The sequence below is a fragment of the Haloarcula pelagica genome, from assembly GCF_030127105.1.
GTDB lineage: Archaea > Halobacteriota > Halobacteria > Halobacteriales > Haloarculaceae > Haloarcula > Haloarcula pelagica.
On sequence record NZ_CP126162.1, the window covers coordinates 22,561 to 45,660 of the forward strand.

Annotated in this window: 22 protein-coding genes and 1 pseudogene; 17 read left to right on the forward strand and 6 right to left on the reverse strand. The window is 58.5% G+C overall.

The annotated features are described in order from the left end of the window. Positions 1-456: 456 nt before the first annotated feature. Positions 457-762 (forward strand): Ig-like domain-containing protein, encoded by a 306-nt coding sequence (locus P1L40_RS18840; protein ID WP_284011331.1) that lies wholly within the window; start codon positions 457-459, stop codon positions 760-762. Positions 763-1,301: 539 nt separating this feature from the next. Here the strand turns inward: P1L40_RS18840 and P1L40_RS18845 are convergent. Both P1L40_RS18845 and P1L40_RS18850 read right to left on the reverse strand, forming a co-directional pair. Further along, positions 1,302-1,655, reverse strand: a complete 354-nt coding sequence (locus P1L40_RS18845; protein WP_284011332.1) for a DUF7970 domain-containing protein — start codon at positions 1,653-1,655, stop codon at positions 1,302-1,304. Next, the gene (locus P1L40_RS18850) at positions 1,655-2,437 is read right to left on the reverse strand and encodes a ParA family protein (protein ID WP_336402195.1); all 783 of its coding nucleotides are present in this window, start codon (positions 2,435-2,437) and stop codon (positions 1,655-1,657) included. Before P1L40_RS18850 ends, P1L40_RS18845 begins: the two co-directional genes overlap by 1 nt. 8 nt (positions 2,438-2,445) lie before the next feature. Between P1L40_RS18850 and P1L40_RS18855 the strand changes: the two are divergent. Further along, a pseudogene (locus P1L40_RS18855) lies at positions 2,446-3,718 on the forward strand (IS4 family transposase). Between the two features lie 83 nt (positions 3,719-3,801). On the opposite strand, the gene P1L40_RS18860 reads toward P1L40_RS18855, so the two are convergent. Together P1L40_RS18860 and P1L40_RS18865 are read right to left on the reverse strand one after the other, a co-directional pair. Next, positions 3,802-5,418 (reverse strand): transposase, encoded by a 1,617-nt coding sequence (locus tag P1L40_RS18860; RefSeq protein WP_284011333.1) that lies wholly within the window; start codon positions 5,416-5,418, stop codon positions 3,802-3,804. Between the two features lie 64 nt (positions 5,419-5,482). Then, positions 5,483-7,417: an ABC transporter ATP-binding protein gene (locus P1L40_RS18865; RefSeq protein ID WP_336402196.1), complete on the reverse strand. Its 1,935-nt coding sequence runs from the start codon at positions 7,415-7,417 to the stop codon at positions 5,483-5,485. A 115-nt stretch (positions 7,418-7,532) separates the two neighbouring features. Here P1L40_RS18865 and P1L40_RS18870 point away from each other — a divergent pair, with 115 nt between their 5' ends. The 14 genes from P1L40_RS18870 to P1L40_RS18935 all read left to right on the forward strand — a co-directional run bounded on the left by P1L40_RS18870 (position 7,533) and on the right by P1L40_RS18935 (position 20,207). Further along, entirely contained in the window at positions 7,533-8,180 is a 648-nt protein-coding gene (locus tag P1L40_RS18870) for a TetR/AcrR family transcriptional regulator (RefSeq protein WP_284011360.1), read from the forward strand. A 70-nt stretch (positions 8,181-8,250) separates the two neighbouring features. Beyond that, positions 8,251-9,039, forward strand: a complete 789-nt coding sequence (locus P1L40_RS18875) for a hypothetical protein (RefSeq protein ID WP_284011557.1) — start codon at positions 8,251-8,253, stop codon at positions 9,037-9,039. After that, positions 8,985-9,563 (forward strand): substrate-binding domain-containing protein, encoded by a 579-nt coding sequence (locus tag P1L40_RS18880; RefSeq protein ID WP_284011545.1) that lies wholly within the window; start codon positions 8,985-8,987, stop codon positions 9,561-9,563. Before P1L40_RS18875 ends, P1L40_RS18880 begins: the two co-directional genes overlap by 55 nt. A 2-nt stretch (positions 9,564-9,565) precedes the next feature. Next, positions 9,566-10,681: a FecCD family ABC transporter permease gene (locus P1L40_RS18885; protein WP_284011336.1), complete on the forward strand. Its 1,116-nt coding sequence runs from the start codon at positions 9,566-9,568 to the stop codon at positions 10,679-10,681. Continuing rightward, complete coding sequence (locus P1L40_RS18890; protein ID WP_284011361.1) at positions 10,681-11,625, forward strand: ABC transporter ATP-binding protein; 945 nt, start codon at positions 10,681-10,683, stop codon at positions 11,623-11,625. Before P1L40_RS18885 ends, P1L40_RS18890 begins: the two co-directional genes overlap by 1 nt. A gap of 349 nt (positions 11,626-11,974) precedes the next feature. Next, positions 11,975-12,667 carry a helix-turn-helix domain-containing protein gene (locus tag P1L40_RS18895; RefSeq protein WP_284011362.1) on the forward strand — a complete coding sequence of 231 codons (693 nt, stop codon included), beginning with the start codon at positions 11,975-11,977 and terminating at the stop codon, positions 12,665-12,667. A 30-nt stretch (positions 12,668-12,697) separates the two neighbouring features. Beyond that, positions 12,698-13,060, forward strand: a complete 363-nt coding sequence (locus tag P1L40_RS18900; RefSeq protein WP_284011363.1) for a PIN domain-containing protein — start codon at positions 12,698-12,700, stop codon at positions 13,058-13,060. 350 nt (positions 13,061-13,410) lie between these two features. Next, positions 13,411-14,334 carry an ArsR/SmtB family transcription factor gene (locus P1L40_RS18905; RefSeq protein WP_284011341.1) on the forward strand — a complete coding sequence of 308 codons (924 nt, stop codon included), beginning with the start codon at positions 13,411-13,413 and terminating at the stop codon, positions 14,332-14,334. Positions 14,335-14,527: 193 nt separating this feature from the next. Further along, positions 14,528-15,229 carry a class I SAM-dependent methyltransferase gene (locus P1L40_RS18910; RefSeq protein ID WP_284011364.1) on the forward strand — a complete coding sequence of 234 codons (702 nt, stop codon included), beginning with the start codon at positions 14,528-14,530 and terminating at the stop codon, positions 15,227-15,229. Between the two features lie 163 nt (positions 15,230-15,392). Beyond that, the gene (locus P1L40_RS18915; RefSeq protein ID WP_284011365.1) at positions 15,393-16,340 is read left to right on the forward strand and encodes a CPBP family intramembrane glutamic endopeptidase; all 948 of its coding nucleotides are present in this window, start codon (positions 15,393-15,395) and stop codon (positions 16,338-16,340) included. After that, positions 16,268-18,040 carry a serine hydrolase domain-containing protein gene (locus P1L40_RS18920; protein WP_284011366.1) on the forward strand — a complete coding sequence of 591 codons (1,773 nt, stop codon included), beginning with the start codon at positions 16,268-16,270 and terminating at the stop codon, positions 18,038-18,040. Before P1L40_RS18915 ends, P1L40_RS18920 begins: the two co-directional genes overlap by 73 nt. Positions 18,041-18,204: 164 nt before the next feature. After that, positions 18,205-18,444 carry a hypothetical protein gene (locus tag P1L40_RS18925; protein ID WP_284011347.1) on the forward strand — a complete coding sequence of 80 codons (240 nt, stop codon included), beginning with the start codon at positions 18,205-18,207 and terminating at the stop codon, positions 18,442-18,444. Between the two features lie 69 nt (positions 18,445-18,513). Continuing rightward, the gene (locus P1L40_RS18930; RefSeq protein WP_284011348.1) at positions 18,514-19,200 is read left to right on the forward strand and encodes a helix-turn-helix domain-containing protein; all 687 of its coding nucleotides are present in this window, start codon (positions 18,514-18,516) and stop codon (positions 19,198-19,200) included. Between the two features lie 200 nt (positions 19,201-19,400). Beyond that, positions 19,401-20,207, forward strand: coding sequence for an alpha/beta fold hydrolase (locus tag P1L40_RS18935; RefSeq protein WP_284011367.1), 807 nt, complete (start codon positions 19,401-19,403; stop codon positions 20,205-20,207). A 132-nt stretch (positions 20,208-20,339) separates the two neighbouring features. On the opposite strand, the gene P1L40_RS18940 is transcribed toward P1L40_RS18935, so the two are convergent. Together P1L40_RS18940 and P1L40_RS18945 are read right to left on the reverse strand one after the other, a co-directional pair. Beyond that, a complete protein-coding gene (locus P1L40_RS18940) occupies positions 20,340-20,882 on the reverse strand; it encodes a helix-turn-helix transcriptional regulator (RefSeq protein ID WP_284011368.1) in 543 nt (180 codons plus the stop codon). 136 nt (positions 20,883-21,018) lie between these two features. Beyond that, entirely contained in the window at positions 21,019-21,660 is a 642-nt protein-coding gene (locus tag P1L40_RS18945) for a hypothetical protein (RefSeq protein ID WP_284011369.1), read from the reverse strand. Between the two features lie 271 nt (positions 21,661-21,931). Here P1L40_RS18945 and P1L40_RS18950 point away from each other — a divergent pair, with 271 nt between their 5' ends. Continuing rightward, complete coding sequence (locus P1L40_RS18950; RefSeq protein WP_284011370.1) at positions 21,932-22,918, forward strand: hypothetical protein; 987 nt, start codon at positions 21,932-21,934, stop codon at positions 22,916-22,918. Positions 22,919-23,100: the final 182 nt, after the last annotated feature.

Consider the following 23,100-nt stretch of genomic DNA (forward strand, 5'->3'; position numbering starts at 1 on the left):
TATGAAAAACAGCTGTTAAGTATAGCTATACTTACTAAATATTCCACCTAGCTCTATCAGCTAAATGGACAGGCTGACTGTGCGATCTGGCCAAATATGCTAGCGGGGCCGACTGGAGGGGCCGGCGGAACTGAGCCATCTGGTTATCGACCACTTTCGTCGTCCGTGTCGGCTCGTATCTTGCGCGTGGCCAGACTGTCGAGCTGCCGGGCGGAAGCAGATTCGAGGGTGGTCCGGCGGAGTTGATCGGACGGCAGGATCGCTCTCGGTAACCGTATCATCGACCAACGAACGGGGTGGGTGTCGGTTACTTAGTCGTCTGCCGGTAGGCCAAGATATTGGCTGACTCAAATCACGATTGAATCGATAGCTGGATACAATACCCGTCCACTCGGTAGTTCAAGTATGCTGAGTGTGCCCTCCATCCACGTTTCGAGCGGCCGTCCTGTGTTCGGGATGACAGCCTGGCGACACTGTCGTGAGGACCTCTATATCCGCAACGAGAGTGCAGCGACGACCCACGAGATCCGGGTCGCTATCCTCGACGATGGGCGTGTCCGCCACGAGAAGACGTACCGACTTGCGCCCGGCCAGGACGGATGCTCGGTGAATCTGCTTCCTGCTGGTCGATACACGATCACTGTGACGCTCGACGGTGGCCCCAGTTCGACTGCTACTGTGCGTGTCGGTGATACCCCCGAACGGACGATCGTCGCCGAGGTCGCCGACGAACGGGTAACTATCACCGAGGGACACGAGTAGCCGGCTTCAAACGGCTTGGTAAGTCTACTCTGTCATACACCCAGTGCTCAGAGCGGTCAAACGGCGGACGACAGCCTGCCGGTCGGATTGACACACCAACTGCAAGCGCCAGTGGCAGTCTCGGGGAAACTGTCCGGATTCGACGCTGAAACTGGGGAGTTGGCCGTCACGAAACAGTCCCCTTCGGAAACGATCAACGTCTTCGAATCGGAAGGACGACTCCTCGTCGCGATGGATAATCAGGTAGCGGCAGCGGGACAGAGGTGACGTGATGCGGCCAGGGACTCCTCACCTTGACGGACGCGAGCCGAACTGCCGGTTCGTGAATCCACCTGTCCCAGCGACTTCACACAGGGTAACCGTGTCCTGAAACCGTCGGAGCTTTCGTACCTCACCGAGGGCGATGACTCGGTTGAAAACACAGCACATTATCGCTCTAATGTGCAGTGCAAATAGAATAGCCTGAATACGCCTGAAAGTACACAATACAAGCCCTCAGTCGACAGTTTCCGGTTTGATAAACTATATATCGCGATATGTTATCGCTCCCCCTCGATCAGGTCAGCAAGCTCCTCAATATGATTTCCAGCTAACCGCGCGAGGGCGTCGTGTTTCTCCCGCTTTGGGACATCTCTCAAGCCCCGGTTTCGGAGCTCTAGATCCAGTTCCGCCAGTGCATCGCCCAACTCATCGAGAGAGGACGGTCGAGCGTATATCGCATCTTGCTTTGTATCGTCAAAGCTGAACGCTGGGCCACCTGATGGCTCTGTCTCGGTGCTCGTTGCTGTCGAGGTAGTTGTCTCGGTTGTGTCGCTCTGGGTAGAGTCAGAGCTTGAATCAGTATCGTCGTTATCCTGCTCATCCAGAGCATCGTTGAGGTCGTCGAAGGCCATCAGCGCTGCACCTCCCCAGCCTCCACGATCTGAGCGAGTTCATCATAACACGTCAGTTGATCACACGTCGAGTCGTGGTCACGCAGCGGGAGTCCTGCATCGTTCGCATTATCGATTGCTCCTCGATGTCGGATTCCTGGGAGAGCACCGTCATAGTCGCCGCTGTCAACAGCATCCCAGTCATCCTCAGAGAGATACGCATAGTTCGGAACATGACGAGCGACTGCATCGCGTGTAGTCAGCTCGCGCAGGAGACGTCGGTCCCGAGTATCCTGGTCGATACGGTCCGAGAGATCTGTTGGTGTAACAGCCAGAATATTCAGGTCGAAGTACTCTCGTGCCTCCATTACGAGCCGCTGAATCGTGTTCGTCAATCCGCTCTCGTAGCCGTTTTCTGGCCGAAGCGGAATGATGATGTTCCCGGTTGCGTACATCGCATTATCGTTGAGTTTCCCTCGGTTCGCTGGACAGTCGATGATGATGTACTCGTAGTCTGAATCGAGGACCTCGTCGACCAGATTTTCTTTCAATCGCGTTGTGCCCATGGTGGCCTCTTTGAGACCCGACTGGACATCCTCCAGCGCGACGTGTGCTGGGAACAGATCCAGGCCATCGACGACGTCAACGGTGTACTGACGTGGATCAGCCCCATCAAGTAGTACCTCGGCCGCGTGGCATCCGTCTTTAGTTAGTCGAGAAACCGCGTGACAGCGACGGCTTATCGAGGCTTCTTTTCGAGAGGAATGAGGAGGCAACGGCTGTGCACACCAAAGCCTCCTCATCGAGAATCATGCGTCGGCTCACTACACTGTTTCCCTCCGAGTTCCTCGAAGAGCACGCCGAGGAACTCGGCGTAGTCGAACGAAACAGAAAGGCGCAGATGCCCGCCCTCGTGTGGTCATTCGTGTTCGGCTTCGCCGCAGGCGAGAGCCGAACACTTGCTGGCTTCCGGCGTAGCTACAACGCCACTGCCGATGAGACGCTCTCTCCCGGCGGATTCCATCAGCGGTTGACGCCAGCTTTTGCGGAGTACCTCCGCGACCTCGTCGAGCACGGCATCGACGAGGTCGCTGTTCCTGACGCTGTTGACATCGATATCGACCGATTCAAAGACGTGATGATCGCCGATGGAACCGTGCTGCGGTTGCATCGGCTTCTCTCAGATGAGTTCGAACCACGGCGAGGGGAGCAGGGTGGAGCGCGGCTCCACCTGCTCCACAACGTCACCGACCAGACAATTAATCGGTTCAGCGTCACTGACGAGAAAACACACGACAGCACCGAGTTTTCCACAGGATCGTGGCTGGAAGACCGGTTGGTGCTGTTCGATCAGGCATACTTCAAGTACCGCCGCTTTGCGCTGATTGACGAGAACGACGGCTACTTCGTGAGTCGGCTGAAACCGAACGCAAACCCGGAGATAACGGCGGAATTGCGGGAATGGCGTGGCGACGCCATTCCCTTGGAAGGAGAAGATCCAGAATGTCGTAGACGATCTCTACCGCGAGTACATTGATGTCGAGGTCGAAGCGACGTTTCAGCGACGCGAGTACGCGGGCACGCAATCATACGATAGCAAGACATTCCGTGTCGTCGGCGTCCGTGACGAGGACGCCGACGACTACCATCTCTACATTACGAATCTCCCGAGAGAGGAGTTTCTGCCGGCAGATCTAGCGACGATCTATCGCTGTCGGTGGGAGGTAGAACTGCTGTTTCGTGAGCTGAAGACGCAATATGAACTGGATGAGTTCGACACAAGCAAGACGTATATCGTGGAAATTCTGCTGTACGCGGCGTTGCTGTCGCTGTTAGTGAGCCGTGATCTGTTGGATCTGGTTACCGAGCAAGCCGACGACGAGATCGTGTTTCCGCCGGAACGCTGGGCGGCGACCTTCCGGTCGCACGCCCAGGTTATCCTCCATGAACTCGGTGAGTTTCTCGGCTACTCACCACCGCCACTGCTGGAGCGACTGATCGAAGATGCCCAGAAGATCCATCAGCAACGACCGATCTTACAAGAGACGCTCGCTACCGCTACGCAACCGAGGTGTGAGGCCTAACTAAAGACCAATGTTGTGCGGATTTTGGCGCTCTTCCAGAGCGTTGCCACTCCCAATCGGCGGACCCAGTGAGGACTTGTTGCTCAGTCAGGTGGTATCAATGCCGAGGCGACGATCTCGACACTCTCACCCGCGGTCAGCACGGGTGTGTAGTCCATCTCGCCCTTAACACTCGCTTTCAACAGGAAATCGGTCAGCCGCCAGATGTTGTAGAGCAAAACCGCGAACACGAAGTAGAACAGCCTCATTCTGTAATCCTTCGAGGAGGTCTTTGCAAGGAAGTCGCTCTTGATACTCTTGTACTCGTTTTCGATCTGCCAGCGACGGCTGTACCGCCGACAGAACGACTCGGCTTCCTCTGGGCCGACGCGGAGGTTCGTGGCGAAGACAGTCGTTCCCTCAACACTCGTCGACGGGACGTACAGGAACTGCATCGAGTGACTGCCCGATTCGACGTGAACGGACGCCGATTCAACCGCCACTCCTTGCCCATCGGCATCCATCGTTTCGATGACCTCGCGCTCAGTGCTGTTGATCCGCTTCGGGATGAGATAGTTAACTCCGAGATTCGAGAGCGTCTGGTAGACGTTCTTGGAATCGAACTCACGATCACACAGCACTGTCTCCACAGGGACGTGTTCTTTCGCTCGTTGAACGAGTCGCCGGACGACACGATGAACCTGATTTGGCGGATTCCTGTCCCACGCTGAGCTTTCCCGAACCGGCTCCACAGCGAGCACGAGCGGGATGTTCGCGCCGACAATCGAGAGTGTCGCGAATTTGAATGCCCGCTCTTCTTCCTCCTTCGTCCCACTGACCATCGACATCCCTTCTACGTCGCCGTAGTACGGGATTGTCGTGATGTCGATTGCCGCAGTCACCGGCCGCCGCAACGATGTCTCCGAGGCAATAGCCGAGAGCAATCGGTCGCTGGCCTGATCGAACCCCTCGATAAGCGCTTCCGACTCGAATTGCTTGACTGCCCGCAGATGCGTGTCCCCATGCGGGCCATATTCCTCGCCACGACGATACTGAAACCGTGCGGCACCCTGAGCGGTGCCACAGCGGACCATCCCCATGAACGCCTGGAGTTCGAAGAACTGCGTATCCTCGTAGGAGGCATTCTGCGCTCGACCGGAGTCAAATCCGCCGAAACCGTGCTCCCGTGCGAGGCGTGTCGTCCGGTGAATTTGCTCGTCTGAAAACTCAGCGCCCACAGACTCGTCCTGCTCATCGTCGTCGGCCGACTCCGGGGTTGTGTCGGTAACCTCCTCTTTCGGGCGCACTGCGGTGACTGAGGGACCGTAGTCGTGGATTTCTTTGACCACGTAGTGAGCAGCGACGGTCACGTACTCCCGAACCCCGTCGTCGAATCGGTTCCGCCAAGCGCGAGAGAGTACGGCCTCGTCGGGAACGTGGTCTAGCCCGAATGGTTCAGCGAGTTCCTGGTACGTTTCGAGGGTTCGGTAACTGTCGCCCGTTATTTCCCGGTATATGAACAGCCGGAGCACCCCCTGGAACGAATCTGGTGCTGGGTGCCAGTCTGGATATCGGTCTACTAGCTCATCCGTGAGTAGTGTAACTTCGCTTAGTGAGGTCTGAAGTGACGCTCCCTTGCGCAATGTTTCTACGATTTCGATACCAGTTTTGTACGCGTCCGTCTTTCTGCTGGCTTGGTCCGAGATTAAAACGTTCTCCATGGCGGATCAATTCGAGCAGTAGTGTCTCAATCACACTCCTCGGGATTTCCCAGATGTTCACTGCTCATGGTGAATGAACCTCGGCATTTGTGCCAGTGAATGCATCGTCTTTCGGTTGTAGATTCCCGAGTTGGATCTGCCAGAGTGTCGAGTAGAGACCATCTGCGTCCAGAAGTTCTTCGTGGGTACCCTGTTCAACGAGTTCACCTTCGTCCAGTACGAGGATACGGTCGGCATTGCGGACCGTCGACAGTTGATGCGCAACAGCGAACGTAGTCTTGCCTTCCGTGTGGAGTGTGAGATTCTGCTGAATTGCCGCTTCAGTCTCGTTGTCCACGTGGCTCGTTGCTTCATCAAGAATCAAGATATCGTGATCGTGGAGGAGCGCACGTGCGATGGCGATTCGCTGGCGCTGACCGCCGGATAACTTAACCCCGCGTTCGCCGACCATCGTGTCGTAGCCGTCCTCAAGATCTCGAACGAACGAGTCGGCACCGGCTGCCGATGCCGCTGCACGGATGTCGTCCTTATCGGCTTCTGGCCGACCGTACCCGATGTTCTCGGCCACAGTTCCGTAGAAAATATACGGTTCTTGAGAGACGTATCCGATGGACTTTCGCAACGAACCAAGGGAGATATCCTGAACGTCACGTCCATCGACACGGACCGTGCCGCTGTCCGGGTCGTAGAAGCGCAGCAGGAGTTTCAGGAGCGTCGACTTCCCCGCACCTGTCCGTCCGACGACGCCGACGTACTCGCCCGGTTCGACATCGAACGAGACATCCTCGAGAACTCGCTCGGTATCTTGCTTGGAGTCATTCCCGTAACTGAAGCTGACGTTTTCGTAGTCAATGTCACCCTCGATGTCGTCGCTGGCCGACGATCCGTCCGTGGTCTCTGAGCCGGAATCGGCGTCCATGAGGCCGAATATACGTTCGCCAGCGGCCTGTGCGTACTGATAGCCGTTGATGATCTGGCCCATGCGACGCATCGGATAGATGAATCTCTGTGAGTAATTGAGAAAGAGCACCAGTGTACCGGCAGTGAGTGTCGTCCCTTCGTAGAAGGCCATGGGCGGTGAGCCTGTGACGACCCACCACCCGCCGATGCCGAACACCGAGATGTACCCGGCCGCCGTCATCAGCTGCATCGTCGGGAAGTAGAGAATTCGTGTCGTGATCGCGTTCCACTGTGTATCGAGATATTCAGCCGACGCCTCGGTGACCCGGTTTCGTTCGAACGGTTCCCTGGCGAAGGCTTTGACTGTAGTGATACCACTGACATTATTTTCGAGACGGCTGTTGAGTTTCCCGACACTCTTCCTGACCCTGCGGTATTTCGGACCGATCGACTGGACGAACCAGTGACTAAGAAAGCCAAGGAGTGGGATGGTCAGTACGGGGATGAGCGCGAGCTTCCAATTGATCAACAACATAATCACGCCCATTCCTCCCACACGAACGACGATCACAACGAGATTATTGAGGTGCGTCGTGAGAAATTCCTCGAGCTGATTGACGTCGTTGTTTAGAATACTCATAATGTCACCAGTCTGATGCTCGTCGAAGAACGTCACCGGACGACCTTGTACCGCCTCGTACGTATCGACGCGAAGCGAGTGCTGGACGTGCTGGGCGAAGCTGTTCCACATGTAGCTGTTGAGCCAGCCGAGCGCCGAGTTGAGAGCGTAGACGACAGCCATGATACCCAGCACCAGCAGGAACTGTTCGCCAGTGCTCTCTGGGAGCCACCGCGTGGGGACCAGTGGGAGAGCGAACGGCGTGGTGTCGAAAAACAGTGAATCGATCGCGACCGCCAACACGACGGTCGGTATCAGTTCCATCACCATCCGGAGGACGCTCGCGATCGTTCCGACGACGAATTTCGGAAGTTCCGCCTGACCGTAGGTCGTGAACAGTTTCCAGAAGGGACGAGTGTCCCGATCTCGGACGTTCGAGAGCCCGTCCGCCTCCGAATCCGGCATTCCAGGCTTTGACATTAGACTAACAGTGCTGACAGCATATATAAAAAAGAGTTGGTCTATTCTCGCGTGATTGCCGGTCTAGGGCCAGTCGAACGACAAATATAAGTCGTTGACTAACAGCTATGTTAGTATGGGTGCTCGCGACCAGTCCGGTGATAACCAGCCCGAGTCCAAGGACGCCATCATGGAGGCGACGTTCAAAGCACTGTCCAAGCACGGGTATGCGGATCTCTCGATGCAGGATATCGCTGACGAGTTCGACAAGAGCCGGTCGCTGCTGCACTACCATTACGATACCCGCGAAGACCTCATTCTCGCCTTCGTGGACGACCTCATCGGGCACAAGGAATCACAACTGGCGCGCACGGAAGCAGAGGAGCCACCGGAACGCCTCCTCGAATATCTCGACCAATTCACGCTCAGGGCCGACCACCATCACGGGTTCGCGGTCGCGTTGTTCGAACTTCGTCTGCAGGCACTCCGCGACGACCGGCTCAGGGAGAAGCTGGCCAAGCACTATCAGCGCAACATCGAGACGGCGGCGGATATCATCTCTGACGGTGTCGAGACCGGTGTCTTTCGCTCCGTCGATCCCTCCCAGGTGGCGGAGACGATCTACAACGCCATCCAGGGGGCGGCCTTCTGCGAGGTGGTCCTCGGTTTCGAGGGGGCGATCCAGCGGATGCGAGACAGCATCGTCGAATTCGTGGTCGGTGATCTGGTTTCCACCGCAACGCTGCTGGCAGAGAACACCGAGTCGGCCACACATCCTCGGTAAAACCGCTGACAAGTAGTTTAAGTCGACCTAAACCATAGCAGTTATAAACTTTTAGGCTAGCCTAAAACGTATGAGTGGCCAAGATCACTCTCGTCAGTCGCGTCGAGACATCCTGATGAAAGGAAGCAGTGCACTCGCGGGAACCGTCTTGCTCGCGGGCTGTAGTGGAACCGAAGGTGCCGGAGGGCAAGCAGAAACGGAAACGGAGACGCCGACGGACACGGCGACGAGCACTCCCGGCGACGACTCGGACGGTACCGAAACCACTACCGAGAACCGCTACACAGCGGCGATGGAGCCCGTCGGCGAACTGACGCTCGACGAACCACCGGAGTTCGTTATCGGTGGCTGGGGGTTCGTCGCGGACGTCCTCACCGCCCTGGGCCACGGCGACAAGATCAAAGCCATGCGACGTGCGAACGGCGCGTTCTGGTTCACGAGGTTCTACGAGGAACTCCCCGGCGTTCCAGTTCGGGATCTCGTGGGGATGCCAGCGATCCAAACGAGGAGCCGCGATCTCAAGCGGGAGTATCTCTTCGGGCTTGACGCAGACCTGTTCGCGATCGACCCCAACACACTGATCGCTTCGCACGGTCTCAGCCACCAAGATATCAGTACCCTCGAAGATCGGGTCGCTCCGTTCTTTGGAAACGACAGCCGCGACAAACGAGGGACTGGATGGCCGAACTATCCGGACGAGGAGTCCTATCCGTACTATACGATTCCCGAATTCGTCGAGAAGTACGGGAGCTGTTCGGCGAGCGCGAGAAGGCGGCGGAGCTCAACGAGTTCTACGAGAACGCGATCGATCGCATCCTCTCCGACGTGCCCGACGAGAAGCGCAACGTCGCCCACATGAGTGCCATGCGAAACCCGGAAGACGCGGGATTCTACGCCGTGAGCCAGCCAACGCCGGACCACGACCTCCCGACGTACGCCCGGAAACAGTACCGTGAGATCGGGGTGGAAGACGCCTTCGCGGGTGAGTACGAAGGCGGGACCCTCTCTCGTCACGGGAATCTCCAGATCGACTCCGAGAAGCTCGCCGCTATCGACCCCGAAGTCATCATCTTCTCCGAGGGGGTCCGGTTCAAATACGGCGACGAGGACCGGATGAACTACGGCAACCTCTACGGCGCGACGCTCGAGGTGATCAAGTCCGACCCCGTCACGAAGGGGATAACCGCCGTCAAGGAAGGTAATCTATACGCCGGTGGAACGGGGACCCAGGGGCCGATAATCAACCTCTTCCAGACGGAAATGCTCGCGAAACAGCTCTACCCCGAGACGTTCGGAGAGTGGCACGGAATCGGTGAGACGCCGACCGACGAACAGCTGTTCGACCGAGAGCGCCTCGCAGAGATCATCACGGGCACCGCGTAACGATGGCGACGCACGAACAATCTACGTCCGACTCGAGGTGGTTCGATCCCCGGATGTTCGACTGGATCGATCGGTCGCTGCTCACGCTCATCGGCGCCAGCTTCGCGTTGACCGTCGCCGCCGGCCTCGTCCAGATCAGTCTCGGTGCCTACGGGATGTCCGTCCTGGAGGCCTGGCGACTTGTGTTCGCTCCCGCGATACTGTTCAATCCAAAGACGTGGGAGGCGTTCCTCCTCGGGGGGGCAGTCCCAGAGCTGTCACAGGAGGCCTTTATCGTCTGGACGATCCGCATCCCGCGCGTCCTCGTCGCGTTCCTCGTCGGGATGAACCTCGCCGTCTCCGGCGGGATCTTTCAGGCAGTCACGCGAAACGAACTGGCGAGTCCGTACATCCTCGGCGTCTCCTCCGGGGCTGGACTGGCAATCATGATCACGCTCATCTTCTTCACCGGACTGACGCCGCTGATCCCGCTATTCGCCTCCATCGGTGGTATCGTCGCCTTCATTATCGTCTACGTAATCTCCTGGAAGAACGGCACGTCGCCGGTTCGGCTCGTCCTCGCGGGCGTCATCGTCGGAACCGTGGCCGGCTCCTTTCAGCAGGGAATGTTTTTCATGATCGAGGACATCGACGTCGCTCTCAGCGCGATGGCCTGGATGACTGGCTCCTTGACCGGGATCGATTGGGAGCAGGTGCGGATGATCCTCCCATGGACCGTCGTCTCGATGGGTCTCGCGCTCGTCGCCTCTCGACAGCTAAACGTACTCCTGCTGGGAGAGGATACTGCCGAATCGCTCGGGATGCCAGTCGAGACGATGCGGTTCGCACTCTCAGTAATCGCGGTCGTCGCCGCTGCGGCGAGCGTTGCGGCCGCGGGACTCATCGGGTTCGTCGGTCTAATCGTTCCCCACATGGTCCGCAACATCGTCGGGAGCGATTACAAACGTCTCACGCTCGGCTGTTTGTTCGTCGGGCCGGCGCTCATCGTCGTTGCAGACACAGTTGCTCGCCTGCTCGTGAGTCCAAATCAGATCCCGGTCGGTATCATTACCGGCCTCATCGGCGGGCCGTACTTCCTCTACCTGATGCGGAAGAAACAGAACTTGGGTGAGATCTGATGTCGAAACAGACACACACCGAGCCTCACGCGGACGATACTGACACACCGGAGATCGGAGATCCGTTGCTGGGGGTCGACAGAGAGAGTGGAGGCGAGAGTCCCCTGGTGGCTGAGGAGTTGGTGCTCTCGTACCCCAGTAGCGACGAGCCGGTGATTGACGGCGAGGCGATGACGGCCCGATCGGGGGCCGTGACCGCACTCGTCGGCCCGAACGGGTCGGGAAAGAGCACGTTCTTGAAAGGGATCGCAGACAAACTCGGGGAGAGAGAAGGCACGGTGCTTCTCAAAGGGCGCGACATCCAGTCGTACGGGACGAAAGAACTGGCCCGACAGCTTGGGTTACTGTCTCAAGAGAGTACAGCACCGGACAGTATCACCGTCGAAGACCTCGTCCATCACGGTCGGTATCCACACCGTGGCTTCTTCGACCGCGTCTCGGACGAAGACGAGCGAGCGGTCGATCGGGCGATCGAACTCGCCGGCTGTGAGCACCTCCGGGATCGCGAGGTCGGCCAACTGAGCGGTGGTCAGAAGCAGCTGGCGTGGATCGCGATGGCGCTCGCACAGGACACCGATGTCTTGCTCCTCGACGAACCGACGACGTTTCTCGACCTCCGGCATCAGCTCGAAGTAATGGAGATCATCGAGACGTTACGCGACGAGAGCGACATCACCGTCGTCATCGTGCTCCACGACATTCAGCAAGCAGCTCGGATCGCCGACGAAATGGTCGCGCTGAAAGACGGCGAGGTCCGTGCACGTGGCTCCCCGGAAGCGGTCGTGACGGAAGAGCTTCTCGCAGACGTATTCGGAATCGAAGGGGAAGTCGACCAGACGGTCCACGGACCACGGATCGAACCCATCCGCCCCCGTCCGGATGAATCGGATGAAGGGGACACAGACCAAGCGGTTACCGAAGAGGGAGAATCAGAAGCACCGTAACCATCTTCTGTTCCGAAAAATTTGACATGAATTGTATTTAATCTCATATATCGAATTCTTGGAGTTCAGACGGATGGGGCGAAAAAGCACATGATACTACACGTTTAACATATGCCTGACTCGTTATTCGTTCGAATTGATCCCAGAATAACGCTCTAAGTCGGAGGCGATGTAGGTAGTACTACAGTTGTCTGAGGCGTGGGGACTGATAGTAGATGTCGCTACTATCGCACGAGCTGGTTGAGTGAACGCGTAGCGCGATTTAATCTATTGTTTCTGATTTGAATAGAAGCCACACATCAAAACCCATCCTCCGAGGTTGTGACAGTAAGATACCATTCTATACCCAATGACCGATATTGAGGCCGTTATTCAGGTCGAACATCCCGATATAGTGTGCACGGAGTCAGTCGCGCACGACCAAAGTTCGAAAGTAATGTCGGTGTCGGAGGCGGGAACTGACCCAACGTCTAGAACCTTCTATTATTACATCGAATCATCTGACTTCAATCGGTTCGAAGACGGACTACGGAACGATAATACCATCGCTGAATTCGAACGGATCATCGAAACCAGAGATCAGGAGGCGATATATTGCGTCGAATACAGTGGCGAAGGGATACTTCTCTCACCGGTGATTTCGGCCGCGAATGGTGTTATCCTCGATAAGGAAAACGATGGAAGCTCTTGGCTGTTCAGAATCTGGATGACCGAACGAGAAGACCTGCGGTATATCTGGGACTACGCCCAACAGAATGATATTGAAATCGAACTACAGCGTGTGAATGAATACGCGAGTTTAGGAAATACAGACGCTGGATTGACCGATAGCCAAAGGGAAGCACTTCTCGTCGCACTCGAAACAGGGTATTTCGAAGAACCACGGAACGCAACTCTCGGCGAGGTCGCCGCTGCTCTGGATATCTCACAACCTGCAGCTGGTGGTCTCCTTCGACGTGGAGTCAGGCGGCTCATCATATCGTCCCTGCTAGATGAAAGCAAAACCCAAAGTAACTACAAACCCGACGCCGATATACTGTAGGCCCATTGCTGGGTTCTTCAACGCTGACTATTGAGCGGCCATCCCTCCACAGAAAAGTACTACAAATCGAATGGTGGCGACGAGGAGCTGTGGGTGATGCCCACGCCCGCCCACGCGGAAGCACTCGTCGGTGTCGGAAACCTTCCATCTGGCAATCTCGATCAGGCAATCGAGGCGTTGCCTTGGGGTGAAGTCTACGATATTACCGAACCCCTGTCGGTGGAAGCGGCCCGGATCGCCGACGAAATCGGGCCGGAGAGGCCGTATCTCGACGGCGTTGATGCGCTCGTGGCTGCTGTCGGTCGAGAACTCGACGCACCAGTTGTCTCGGCGGATGGCGACCTCACCCACGACGAAACAAAACAAGTCATCGACGTCGAGGAGTATCGATGAGTGCGACACGTAGTCACCGATTCTACTGATTCTGGCTCGGAGGTGCCTGCCCGCCGAAACACTCCAGGAGAATCGCACGTCAGTCCATACCAGGACCGATGACCGACTGGACCGAAGCCGTCCACAGCGTCGAGGTCCTCATCCGGCAGGTTCCGTGGGTCGTCGTCAGCCGGATCGAGGGGCCAGGCCTACCACTTCCCGGCGCCGGGGGCGGCTGCCCACGGCGAGGCCGTTCCAACCCGTGGCGCGGAGAACAATGACACCAAGTTCCGGATCGTCCGGATCACCGCCGTCGTCCCGATGTATAGGTTTCAATATCAGCGCTGAACTAAGAGTAAATACGAACGACGATGACAGAGAACCGTTTGGCGACGGACATTTTTCGTCTCCTCGCTGACGACACACGGGTCGATATTCTTCGTGCTCTTGCTGTTGCGCAGTACGAGCGCGCACAAGTCGGCTCAGGGGCTGCCGAACTCGGGTTTTCCGAGATCTACGATCTCGTCGATGTGGAGAACACGTCGAAGCTGTCATATCACCTCGGAGAACTCACCGAGACCTATCTGCGGAAAAGCAACGACGGCTACTCGTTGTCACACGCTGGTGAGCGTATCGTTCGATTCATACTGTCGGGGAATTACAAGCAACCGGAGTCATTCGGGCCTGAAACGGTCGATGGCGTGTGCGTCTTCTGCGGCGAGGAAGCGCTGGAAGCAAAACTCTCGCATCAATTCCTCCGTATCGACTGTACGGCCTGTGAGCAACAGGTGACGGGACAGCCGATCACCCCCGCACAGGTCAGGACGCGAGACGGCGAGTCGTTCGTGCAGAGTGTCAAGTTGCGCAGTGCGGAGGATGCTAGGCAGATACGGCGGGAGATGTGTCCAGAGTGCGGGGCGCGTTTGTCCGCCGAGGTGGTTTCGGTGCCCGAAACTCCATTACCCGATGCTGATTCGCTCGTGGTGACCAGTTCCTGTGAGGAGTGTCTCCGGGAGTATAACAGTCCGTTGACCTACAGTGTTGTCTACCATCCGGCGTCGATTGCGTTTCACTGGGATCGTGGCGTCGATGTGGCGGCACGAGGTCTCTGGGAGTTTCACCAATACGTCTACGAGGGGCGCTGGACGTCCGAACAAACGGCGTCTGATCCCAACGAATACGAGGTCGTATTACGTCACAGTGGCGATGCAGTTCGACTCTATCTCGATTCGACTGCGACGGTGGTGGGGACGGAGCGCGTGCGAGGCGCGAGTGGTGAATTTTCGCGATCCTGACAGAATTATTACGAAATTAGCGTTGACCAGACGATGTCGCTAGTCGGCCCGCTTCGATATTATCGGTCTTAGAAGCGGAGAATCGCTGCAGTCTCCTCAACTCGAGTTTTGAAGGAGATCCGATAAATTATAAAATATCCGATATATTTATCGGTGTCGCTGACTCGACGCCTAATCGCGGTCAACGCAACTCATGCAATCGAGCAACTCCCACGACGCGACAGGCCCACAGTATCGAACACACAGCACGGAGACCGATCGACACAAGTCGGCACAACGGGGCTCGAAATCGGCCGACGAGATCGCCGACGCGTATGCAGACGTGGCGGATAAACTCGCCCGGTGGCGACAGCTCGACCAGTTCTTCGCCGGTCGGTATCGTCGACGGCAATTTACGCACGCGAGGGGGCGAGTCCTCGACGTTGCCTGCGGTACCGGACGGAACTTCCGCTCCCTCACATCGGCGAGCGAAGTCGTCGGTATCGACATCAGCGAGGAGATGCTCGTCCACGCCCGGAATGAACTCGGCAGGCTCGATTTGGAAGGCACCGTCCAGCAGATGGACGCCCAGGCACTCGACTTCCCTGACGACAGCTTCGACACCGTCATCTCGTCGTTTTCCACGTGCACGTTCCCCGATCCGATTGCCGCCCTCCACGAGATGGATCGGGTCTGCACACCTGACGGGGAAATCCTGCTCCTCGAACACAGACGCAGTGACGCCGCCCCACTTGCACGGTTCCAGGACTGGCGCGCCGAATCCCACTACGAGAAGACCGGCTGTCGATTGACTCACGATCCGCTGTCGACCGTCGAGCAGGCGGGCCTTCCAGTCGAGGACGTGTCGACTGCGTTCTTCGGTCTCGTCACCACCATCGACGTTATTCCGAGGTAATCATCCATGAACACGCAACCGACCGACCCGTCGCTCAGGCACCGACGCAACCACGACCCGCTCACAACGTACGAAGCCAGCATGTACGGTCTCCAACAGACGCATCGATACGACGCGGCCGAGACAGTGTCTCCGAATTCGGCCGCCACGCCGGAGGTGGCGGATGGCTAAGACGGACTCCCGGCTTTACTCGCTCGTCTGGAGCCAACAGCGCAGCCGCGTGCGCCCCATCTGGAGCATCCTCGTCCCTATCGTCGTTGGCTTCCTGGCGTTGCGCCTCGTAGGTGTAGCCGCGCTCTCGTTCGACCTGCATCGCGGTGGGATGATGGTGGCCGCCTTCGGCGGGACGACCCTCGTGATGCTGGGTGTCATCGGTATCTCCGCGCGGTATCTCGACCAGCGACCAGTGCACGAGTATGGGTACCGCGTATCCCGCGACTGGTGGCAAGATCTCGTCGTCGGCACTGTGTTCGGCGTTCTCATCGTTGCGCTGGCTGTCGTCATCGCTCAAACCACCGGTTCCTTGCGAGTGACCAGCAGCACACTCGTCCCAGACCCAGGACTACTCGGGTGGCTACTCGTCTTCTTCGCTGCGTTCGTCGGCGTCGCGTTCTACGAGGAGTTCATCTACCGTGGCTCGTTCATCACGAACGCCGTCGAGGGGCTCACAGCTCGCGGTATCAGCCGCCCTGTGGCAATCGGCATTGCAGTGGTCGCAAGCACACTCGTGTTCGCACTCGTCCACCTCCCGGGGGCAATCCTCGCGGACGCCAACGTCGGCCTCGTCTTCGTGAAGACCGGGTTACTCGGCGGCTTATTCGGCGTCGCATACCTCCGTACCGAGGAACTTGCACTCCCGATGGGCCTGCACTTTGGCGTGAACTACGCGCTCATGAACATCTTCGGCATCGGTGCCGCAGAAGCCCCCGGTGTCCCGAGTCTACTGACTGTCGAACAGACTGCGACAGGCCTATGGAGTCCATCTCGCGGTGTTCCGCTCATAGTTGCAGTCCTTGCCGGGTACGTCGTCGTGTTTCTGTGGACACGCTGGCGAAACCGCGACCGCACTGCCAAGCAAGACACCCACCTCACCCACACCGGTTCCGATTAATGACACAACCACGATTCTCGACAGCAGACGAAAGCAGGGACAAGAGTACGAGACGGTCGTTCCTCGCCGGCGTCGGTGGCCTCGGGCTCGTTGTCACCGGGACCACTACCAGTCGAACGAGCGCCACGACAGCCTCGAAGAGTGCCGACGCACAGCCAGGCGAGGCCCCGTTCACGAACTCAGAAGAACTCGAAGCGTTCGTCGACGACGTGATGGCTGACCGGATCGGGACGACGACGCCCGGAGCTACTGTCGCCATCGTCTCGGGAGACGCACCTGTCCTCACCAAGGGATACGGCGCTGCCGACGTCGAGACTGCTGTTCCAGTTCGAGCCGCCGAGACAGTGTTCAGAGTCGGGTCAGTCGGCAAACTCCTGACCTATACCGCCGTCATGAAAGGCGTCGAAGACGGTGTACTCGACCTCGATACCGACGTCAACACGTATCTCAGCGACTCACGAGTTACGATCCCGGACACGTACGACGATTCCGTGACACTCCGACATCTCGGCACGCACACCGCCGGGTTCGAATCCACGCTCGATCCCGACATCGTCGCAGACCCGGATACTCTCGACTCGCTGGAGACGTTACTCACGAACCAGCAGCCCTCGCGTATCCGCCCGCCTGGGGAGCTCGTCGGGTACTCGAACTACGGCGCGGCGCTCGCTGGCCACGTCGTCGCCGAAGCCTACGACACGACGTTCGAGGAGTACGTTCAGTCGCGAATTTTCGATCCGCTCGGGATGACCCACAGCACGTTCCTCCAGCCGGTTCCGTCTGACCAGCCCGGCGACCTCGCTGCGCCACACATCCGCGATACCGACTCGTTTCTGGCAGCTGACGATGTCTACATCAATATGCGTCCCGCGGGCTCGCTGAGCGCGACGGCCACGGACATGGCCGCGTTCATGCAGGCCCACCTCGGTGACGGCGCAGTCGATGACGCTCGGATTCTCGACGCTGAGACCGCCGAGACGATGCACAGCCGTCACCACGTCCGTCACCCGGCAGTGACGAATTGGCGGTACGGGTTCCACGAGTATGGGACGCCCGACGCCAACCTCATCGGCCACTCTGGTGCGACGATCAACTACACGAGCTACCTGTTGCTCGCCCCAGACCACGACGTCGGGATCTTCGTCGCCTACAACAGCAACCCGGACGAACTGCCGAAAGCCGTCGTTGACGAGATCGTCGCGGAGTACGAGCTCCAACAGGCACCGACCACACCGACTCCGACATCGAGACCGGGCGGTCAGGAGCGCGCCGAAACCGTTGCCGGCGAGTACAGCCTCACCTCCCTCCCACAGAGGGGGCCACTCCAGGTCGTTGATTTTCTCGAACAGTTGACTGTTGAGCCAGCGGCCAATGGCCGCCTGCGCACAACGACTCTCGAAGGTGATGGCCGAGAGTGGGTGGAGACAGACCCGTACGTGTACGAGGAGGTCGGCGGCCACGACGTGTTAGCCTTCGAGGTCACAGATCACGAAGTAGACGTGCTGAATATGAATCGCGAACCCACTGGCGTCTACCAGCCTGTTCCGTTCCACGGACGCCAACTCGTCACAGGTGGTGTACTCGGGACCGCAGTATCCGGGTTCGGCCTCTCGCTCGCTGGCTGGGGCGGACATACTGCTTGGAAACAGTGGACACAGCAGCGGTCAGACGACGAAACAGATAAGGGGGACTCCGAATGACAGACCAGCACAGCGCTCACCAACGAACCGGACAGCAACACGGACAGCCAAACCGAAGTGGAGTCACCAACGGTGTCAATCGCCGGCTGACGAGTGCCTCGTGGCTTGCCCGCGCAGCGAGTGTCGGTTTGAGTAGTGTCTCTCTCGGTTTCGTCGTGCTCTTCATGGTTGTCTTGCAGACCGGCGGGAATCTCACACTGTTCACGCGACCGCTGCCGATGCAGATCGCACTCTTCCTCCCGTCTCTCATCGTGATGTTGACACTCGGGACGACTGCCGGTGCCTTGTTGGCATGGTGGTACCGCTACTGGTCACTGGCTGCACGTATCCACCAGACGGTACTTGCGGGGCTGGGGTTGGTGTACTGCTGGCAACTCTCAACCTTGGGGTTCCTGGCGGTGTAGGCCGATGGACCACTCTATTCCACCGGAAGCGTTCGACATCACCAATACTATCGACGGACATCAGCGCGCATGAGGCTCCTCGCTGAATTCGAAATCTACTGCGACGCGCTCCCGCTTGTCGAAGTCGCCGCAACAGTACCTGCGGCAACGATACTCCTCGAACTGCAATTCAACCATGGGGAACGTCCGCTGTTTCTCGTGACCGTGACGAACGAGTCACATCAACCGGTTGCGAAGGCTCTTACCGACGCCTATGATGTCGGTGAATGGACGCTCATTGGACAGGCGGGTGATACGCGTCGGTATCAGGTTGTCCCGGCGCTCAGTTTCGAGGACCAACTCGGCGAGCAGATTGATGACCTTGCTGGTCTCGAAGCGCTTGCCAGGGCAGACGCGATCATCGAACGGATTGAGGTATTCCCGGAGGGATGGCGACAGACAGGTTGGTTTGCCACCCGGGACGCGTTCAGTGAATTCTCGGCGTTCTGGCAACAGAACGCCGATTTTCAGTTATCACGCCTTACTCGTGATGGAGAGTCCGAAGCGCCTGGGAATGGGTTGACCGACCACCAGCAAGAGGCGCTCCGGACGGCCTACGAACTGGGCCATTTCGACATCCCCCGGCGGGCATCGCTTGAACAGATCGCAGACGAGTTGGACATCTCCGCATCATCGGCCTCCGAACGCTTGCGTCGTGCCCAGGCCCAACTCATCGAGGAGACAGTAGCGACAACGTGGCCGCCACTTCCAGAGTGAACCGCCTTACTGAGACTGGCTCAAACTATCCCGATCACACTCAGAGGTTGGCCGGCAGGTGACTGGGAGACTCCCGTCGGCTCATCGAGGTTGTTGGGAACATAGCAAACCCTGAGCCCCTCCAATATCACCCTCACTTAAACTGCCGGATAACTGAGAGACAGGCCTTCGCCGTTCACGCCTGAATCAAGAGACGTACAATGCAGACTGTCACGTCAGCAGATGGAACGCGTATCGCGTTTGAACGACACGGAGAGGGACCGCCGCTAATCCTCCTGCATGGTGGATCTGCCCCTCAGTACTGGAAGCCTGTGGTTCCTCGGTTCGCCGAAGACTATACTGTCATTGTCCCCCATCGACGGGGCGTCGGGGAAAGTGACGACTCTGCAGAATATAGCCTTGAACGTGGAGTTGCGGACGTTCGTGCAGTCATCGATGCAGTCGATGGAACACCGGTCTTATTCGGCCACTCGTTCGGTGGTCTGTTGGCGATCGAGGCCGCCCGAACTGCATCCGTCGCAAAACTCGTCGCATACGAACCGGCAGTCCTCGTCGGTGAGTACAGACAACAGGCCGGCCTCGCATCACAGATGCAGAAGCGAATCGATGACGGGGACCGCCGCGAGGCCATGAAATTCTACGTTCGCGAGGTCATGCATGGTGGCGACATCGATGACCTCGACGGGTGGCTCGCCGAGTGGCCACCATGGCCGGACATCGTTGCTCTCACCGAAAATATCGCGCGCATCAACCGCGCCATCGAACAGTACCGCCTCCCCGAATCACTGGAGATCGACGCGCCAACACTCCTGCTGACCGGTACTGAGGGACCACCCCACCTTCGAGACGGCGTCCGTGCGGTTGGCGAAGCGCTCCCGGACAACCAGTTCGTCGAGTTCGGGGGCATCGGCCACGGTGGTCCAACAGAAGCACCGGACCGCATCACAGCCGAGGTACGCGCCTTCATCGACGGGGAGAAAACTGCAGTAGCGGAGGGGAGCGACTGACCAGGCTCCATCGTCCACGTCCGCCATCTACTATCTGCAGTGATTCTCAAATAATACTACATTTTTACATTTATGCCGACATCTCCAACACGCCAACAGTCACGTACGGGCGAATTAGCGATCTGACGGTCATCACGTGAGAAACACTACGTTGCCCATCCCTCTGCGTTTGCGCTCGACGAGCTCTCTTGCCTCTAGGCTATCGAGTGTGCGACTGACGGTTGCTTTCGAGAGATCGGTCTGCTCGACAACCTCGCTCTGTGGACGGACACCATCCGCATCGAGCACCGTTTGATATACCACCGCCTCGTTGTCCGCGAGTCGCTCCGAGACGGACTCCCACTCGTTCCGACGGGCCTGTAGTAGCTCGTCGCTGGAGCCTCCGGTAGACCGCTCAACAGACGAGTCTCCTGGGTTCGTCTCTGCTGTGGGTGCTGGTGTCGAGTCCTCGTAGAGCAGTGTCGTCACACTGGCTCCGGCGCCGGCGGCTGCAAGGGTGATCGCAACGGTATCACGGAGCGAGAACTGCCAGCCAGCAGCCCCAAGCCGTGTGCTTCCGTCGGCGCCTGCAACTACGGTTGGTGTCGCAGTCAGAAACTGTGCGACGAGAACCGCTGTCGCGGTTACGAGAATCGCAGCCGCGAGCAGTTCGGAACGCGGGCCGAACTGTGTCATCGGTATGCACCCATACTCGCCGAAAATGACTCCCACTGCGGTCGTATCCGTGTTACGGGACGGCCGGCAGCACGCGAGAGCGCCTGCTGAACGTACCCCTGTACAGCAGGCTGCCGCCCGAGTGCTCGGTCCGGGTTCATCGGTCACCCCTGTCGAGTCGAACGAGCGATTCGACGGTCGTTGTCGGGAGGTCGACCACGACACTGTACTGCGCTTTGGAGTCGGCCGGTGTCACGACGACGAGTACGCGGTCGGGACTCCACCAAGACTCGTGTCGTTCGAAGACGATCGTGTCGTCTTGCTGCCGGACGGTGAACGCGGATGCGTTAGCGGCCAGTGCTGTCCGTAGTGAGGCGTTCGGTGTCGCACCGACGACCGCCGCGCGGTCACTGGAGAGGCCTGCAGGAATCGGACGGACAGCGTATGTAGCGGTATTCGGTGGCGGGATGTCCGCCCCGACAGTTTCGGCAGACGAGACGATCTGCTGCGCTTGCAGACGGGTTTCCCTCGGCACGGCTGGCGGCTCACGGTCGATCGCTCGAACGACGTGGTAGCCGTTTGTTCGGCGGACCTCGATCCGAGAGACCGTGCGAACGTCCTCGACTAACACCTGTGGTTGTCCGCCACCAGCTGAGGTGACGAGGGCACCGTCCTCGATCGTCAGCCGATGTGACTCGTCGGGTACGAGTCCGGTGACACTGCCGAACACGCCTATGCTGCTGCCGAGGACGACCAGTGACAGGACGAGCACTAGTCGGGAGGAGGGGACCACGGGCATGGTTGAGACTGGTAATATCGGCAGTAAGAATCTGATGGTTTCCAGGGCGTGAAACAGCGGTGAAACGCGTTTCAGACGTGTTTCACGGCCGTTTCCAACGGTGAATTACAAGGGTTTTCGTATAACCCACAAGCACAGCAGTCGGGACGACCAGTTGCAGAGGGCTGCGGGTCCGTTTGCGAGGGACCCGCGGCCGCCAGATCGGTCCCCGCCCGGCTGGTGCCGGAGAACACAATGATACAACACGATCGACATGAACGGAGTGAGCAGGATGCAACGTGATTACAGACTCGCGGCGTACGCGTTCGGTATCGCGATGGTTCTGTTTGCGGCCAGTGGTGCTGCTGTCATCGCAGGTGCCAGTTCCTCCGCTGGCCCCGCTGACGGCCCTGATAACGACACGACAACCGTCCAGCTGGACACGGACCAGCAACAGGCCACCGAAACGGTTCGCGTAGCCAACAACAGCGAGTTCACCCTCCAGCGGGCACAGCGCACGTGCGGTGGGGGCCTCCGCCTCGATACCCCCAATCGCACGAGCACCACCCACCAGGTCGGAGACGTGACAGTGACGCTCGTCTCCCACCACGACGGCACGGTCGTCGAGAAAGTCGGCCGCCAGCGACTCGCTGAACGCGTCGTCGACGCGACCCACACTCGTGCAGGCCTCGACGAGTATACTCACCTCGAAGTGCAGGTCAATCAGTACTACGAGACGACGGCACGCCAAGCGCCGCTCGATATCGCCGGCGTCCGTGTTCGACCCGCCGACGACTGTCTCCCGTTCGTCCGCGGAACGGTCAACGGCACCAACGAGACGATGACGGCACAGACCGCCCGACCGGACGTGGACGAGGTTCGGTTGAACTTCGCCGATGAAGCCGGGTCGCTAGAACGGGACGACCGGAAGTTGATCGAGCGTCTCGTCGTGAACGATCCACAGACGAGTTACAACGTCCGGGCACATCTGGATGCGACGACGTTAGACGCGAGTGTCACGGAACCGACCGCCGACGGCTACGTCGATATCGAACTTCGGCGTCCCGACGGGAACGGCAGTTCGGTGATGGTAACCGTCGACCTCGACGCAGAATCGATCGTCGATTCGTGGGTCGAAATCCAACTCGACCGATCGAATATCACGATGGCCGATGAAAATAGTTCACTCGACGTTCGGAACGTGTCTGAGACCTCCGAATCTGTCGCTATCGAACGCAACGAATCCAATATCACGGTGGTGAACGAGACAGGCGACTGAGAGCGGCCAGCGATCAGTTCGGACGAAACCAGCCAACGGTCGTTCCAGTTATTACGTGAGTACGCACCCACTCGGATGCTGGGTAGGCTGGACGGCCTGCTGACATCATACCATCAATTTACGGGGTTTGAACTTCAGATAGGAGCTATGTTTGCAGGCAGCTCTCGCTCGTTTTCTTTCCT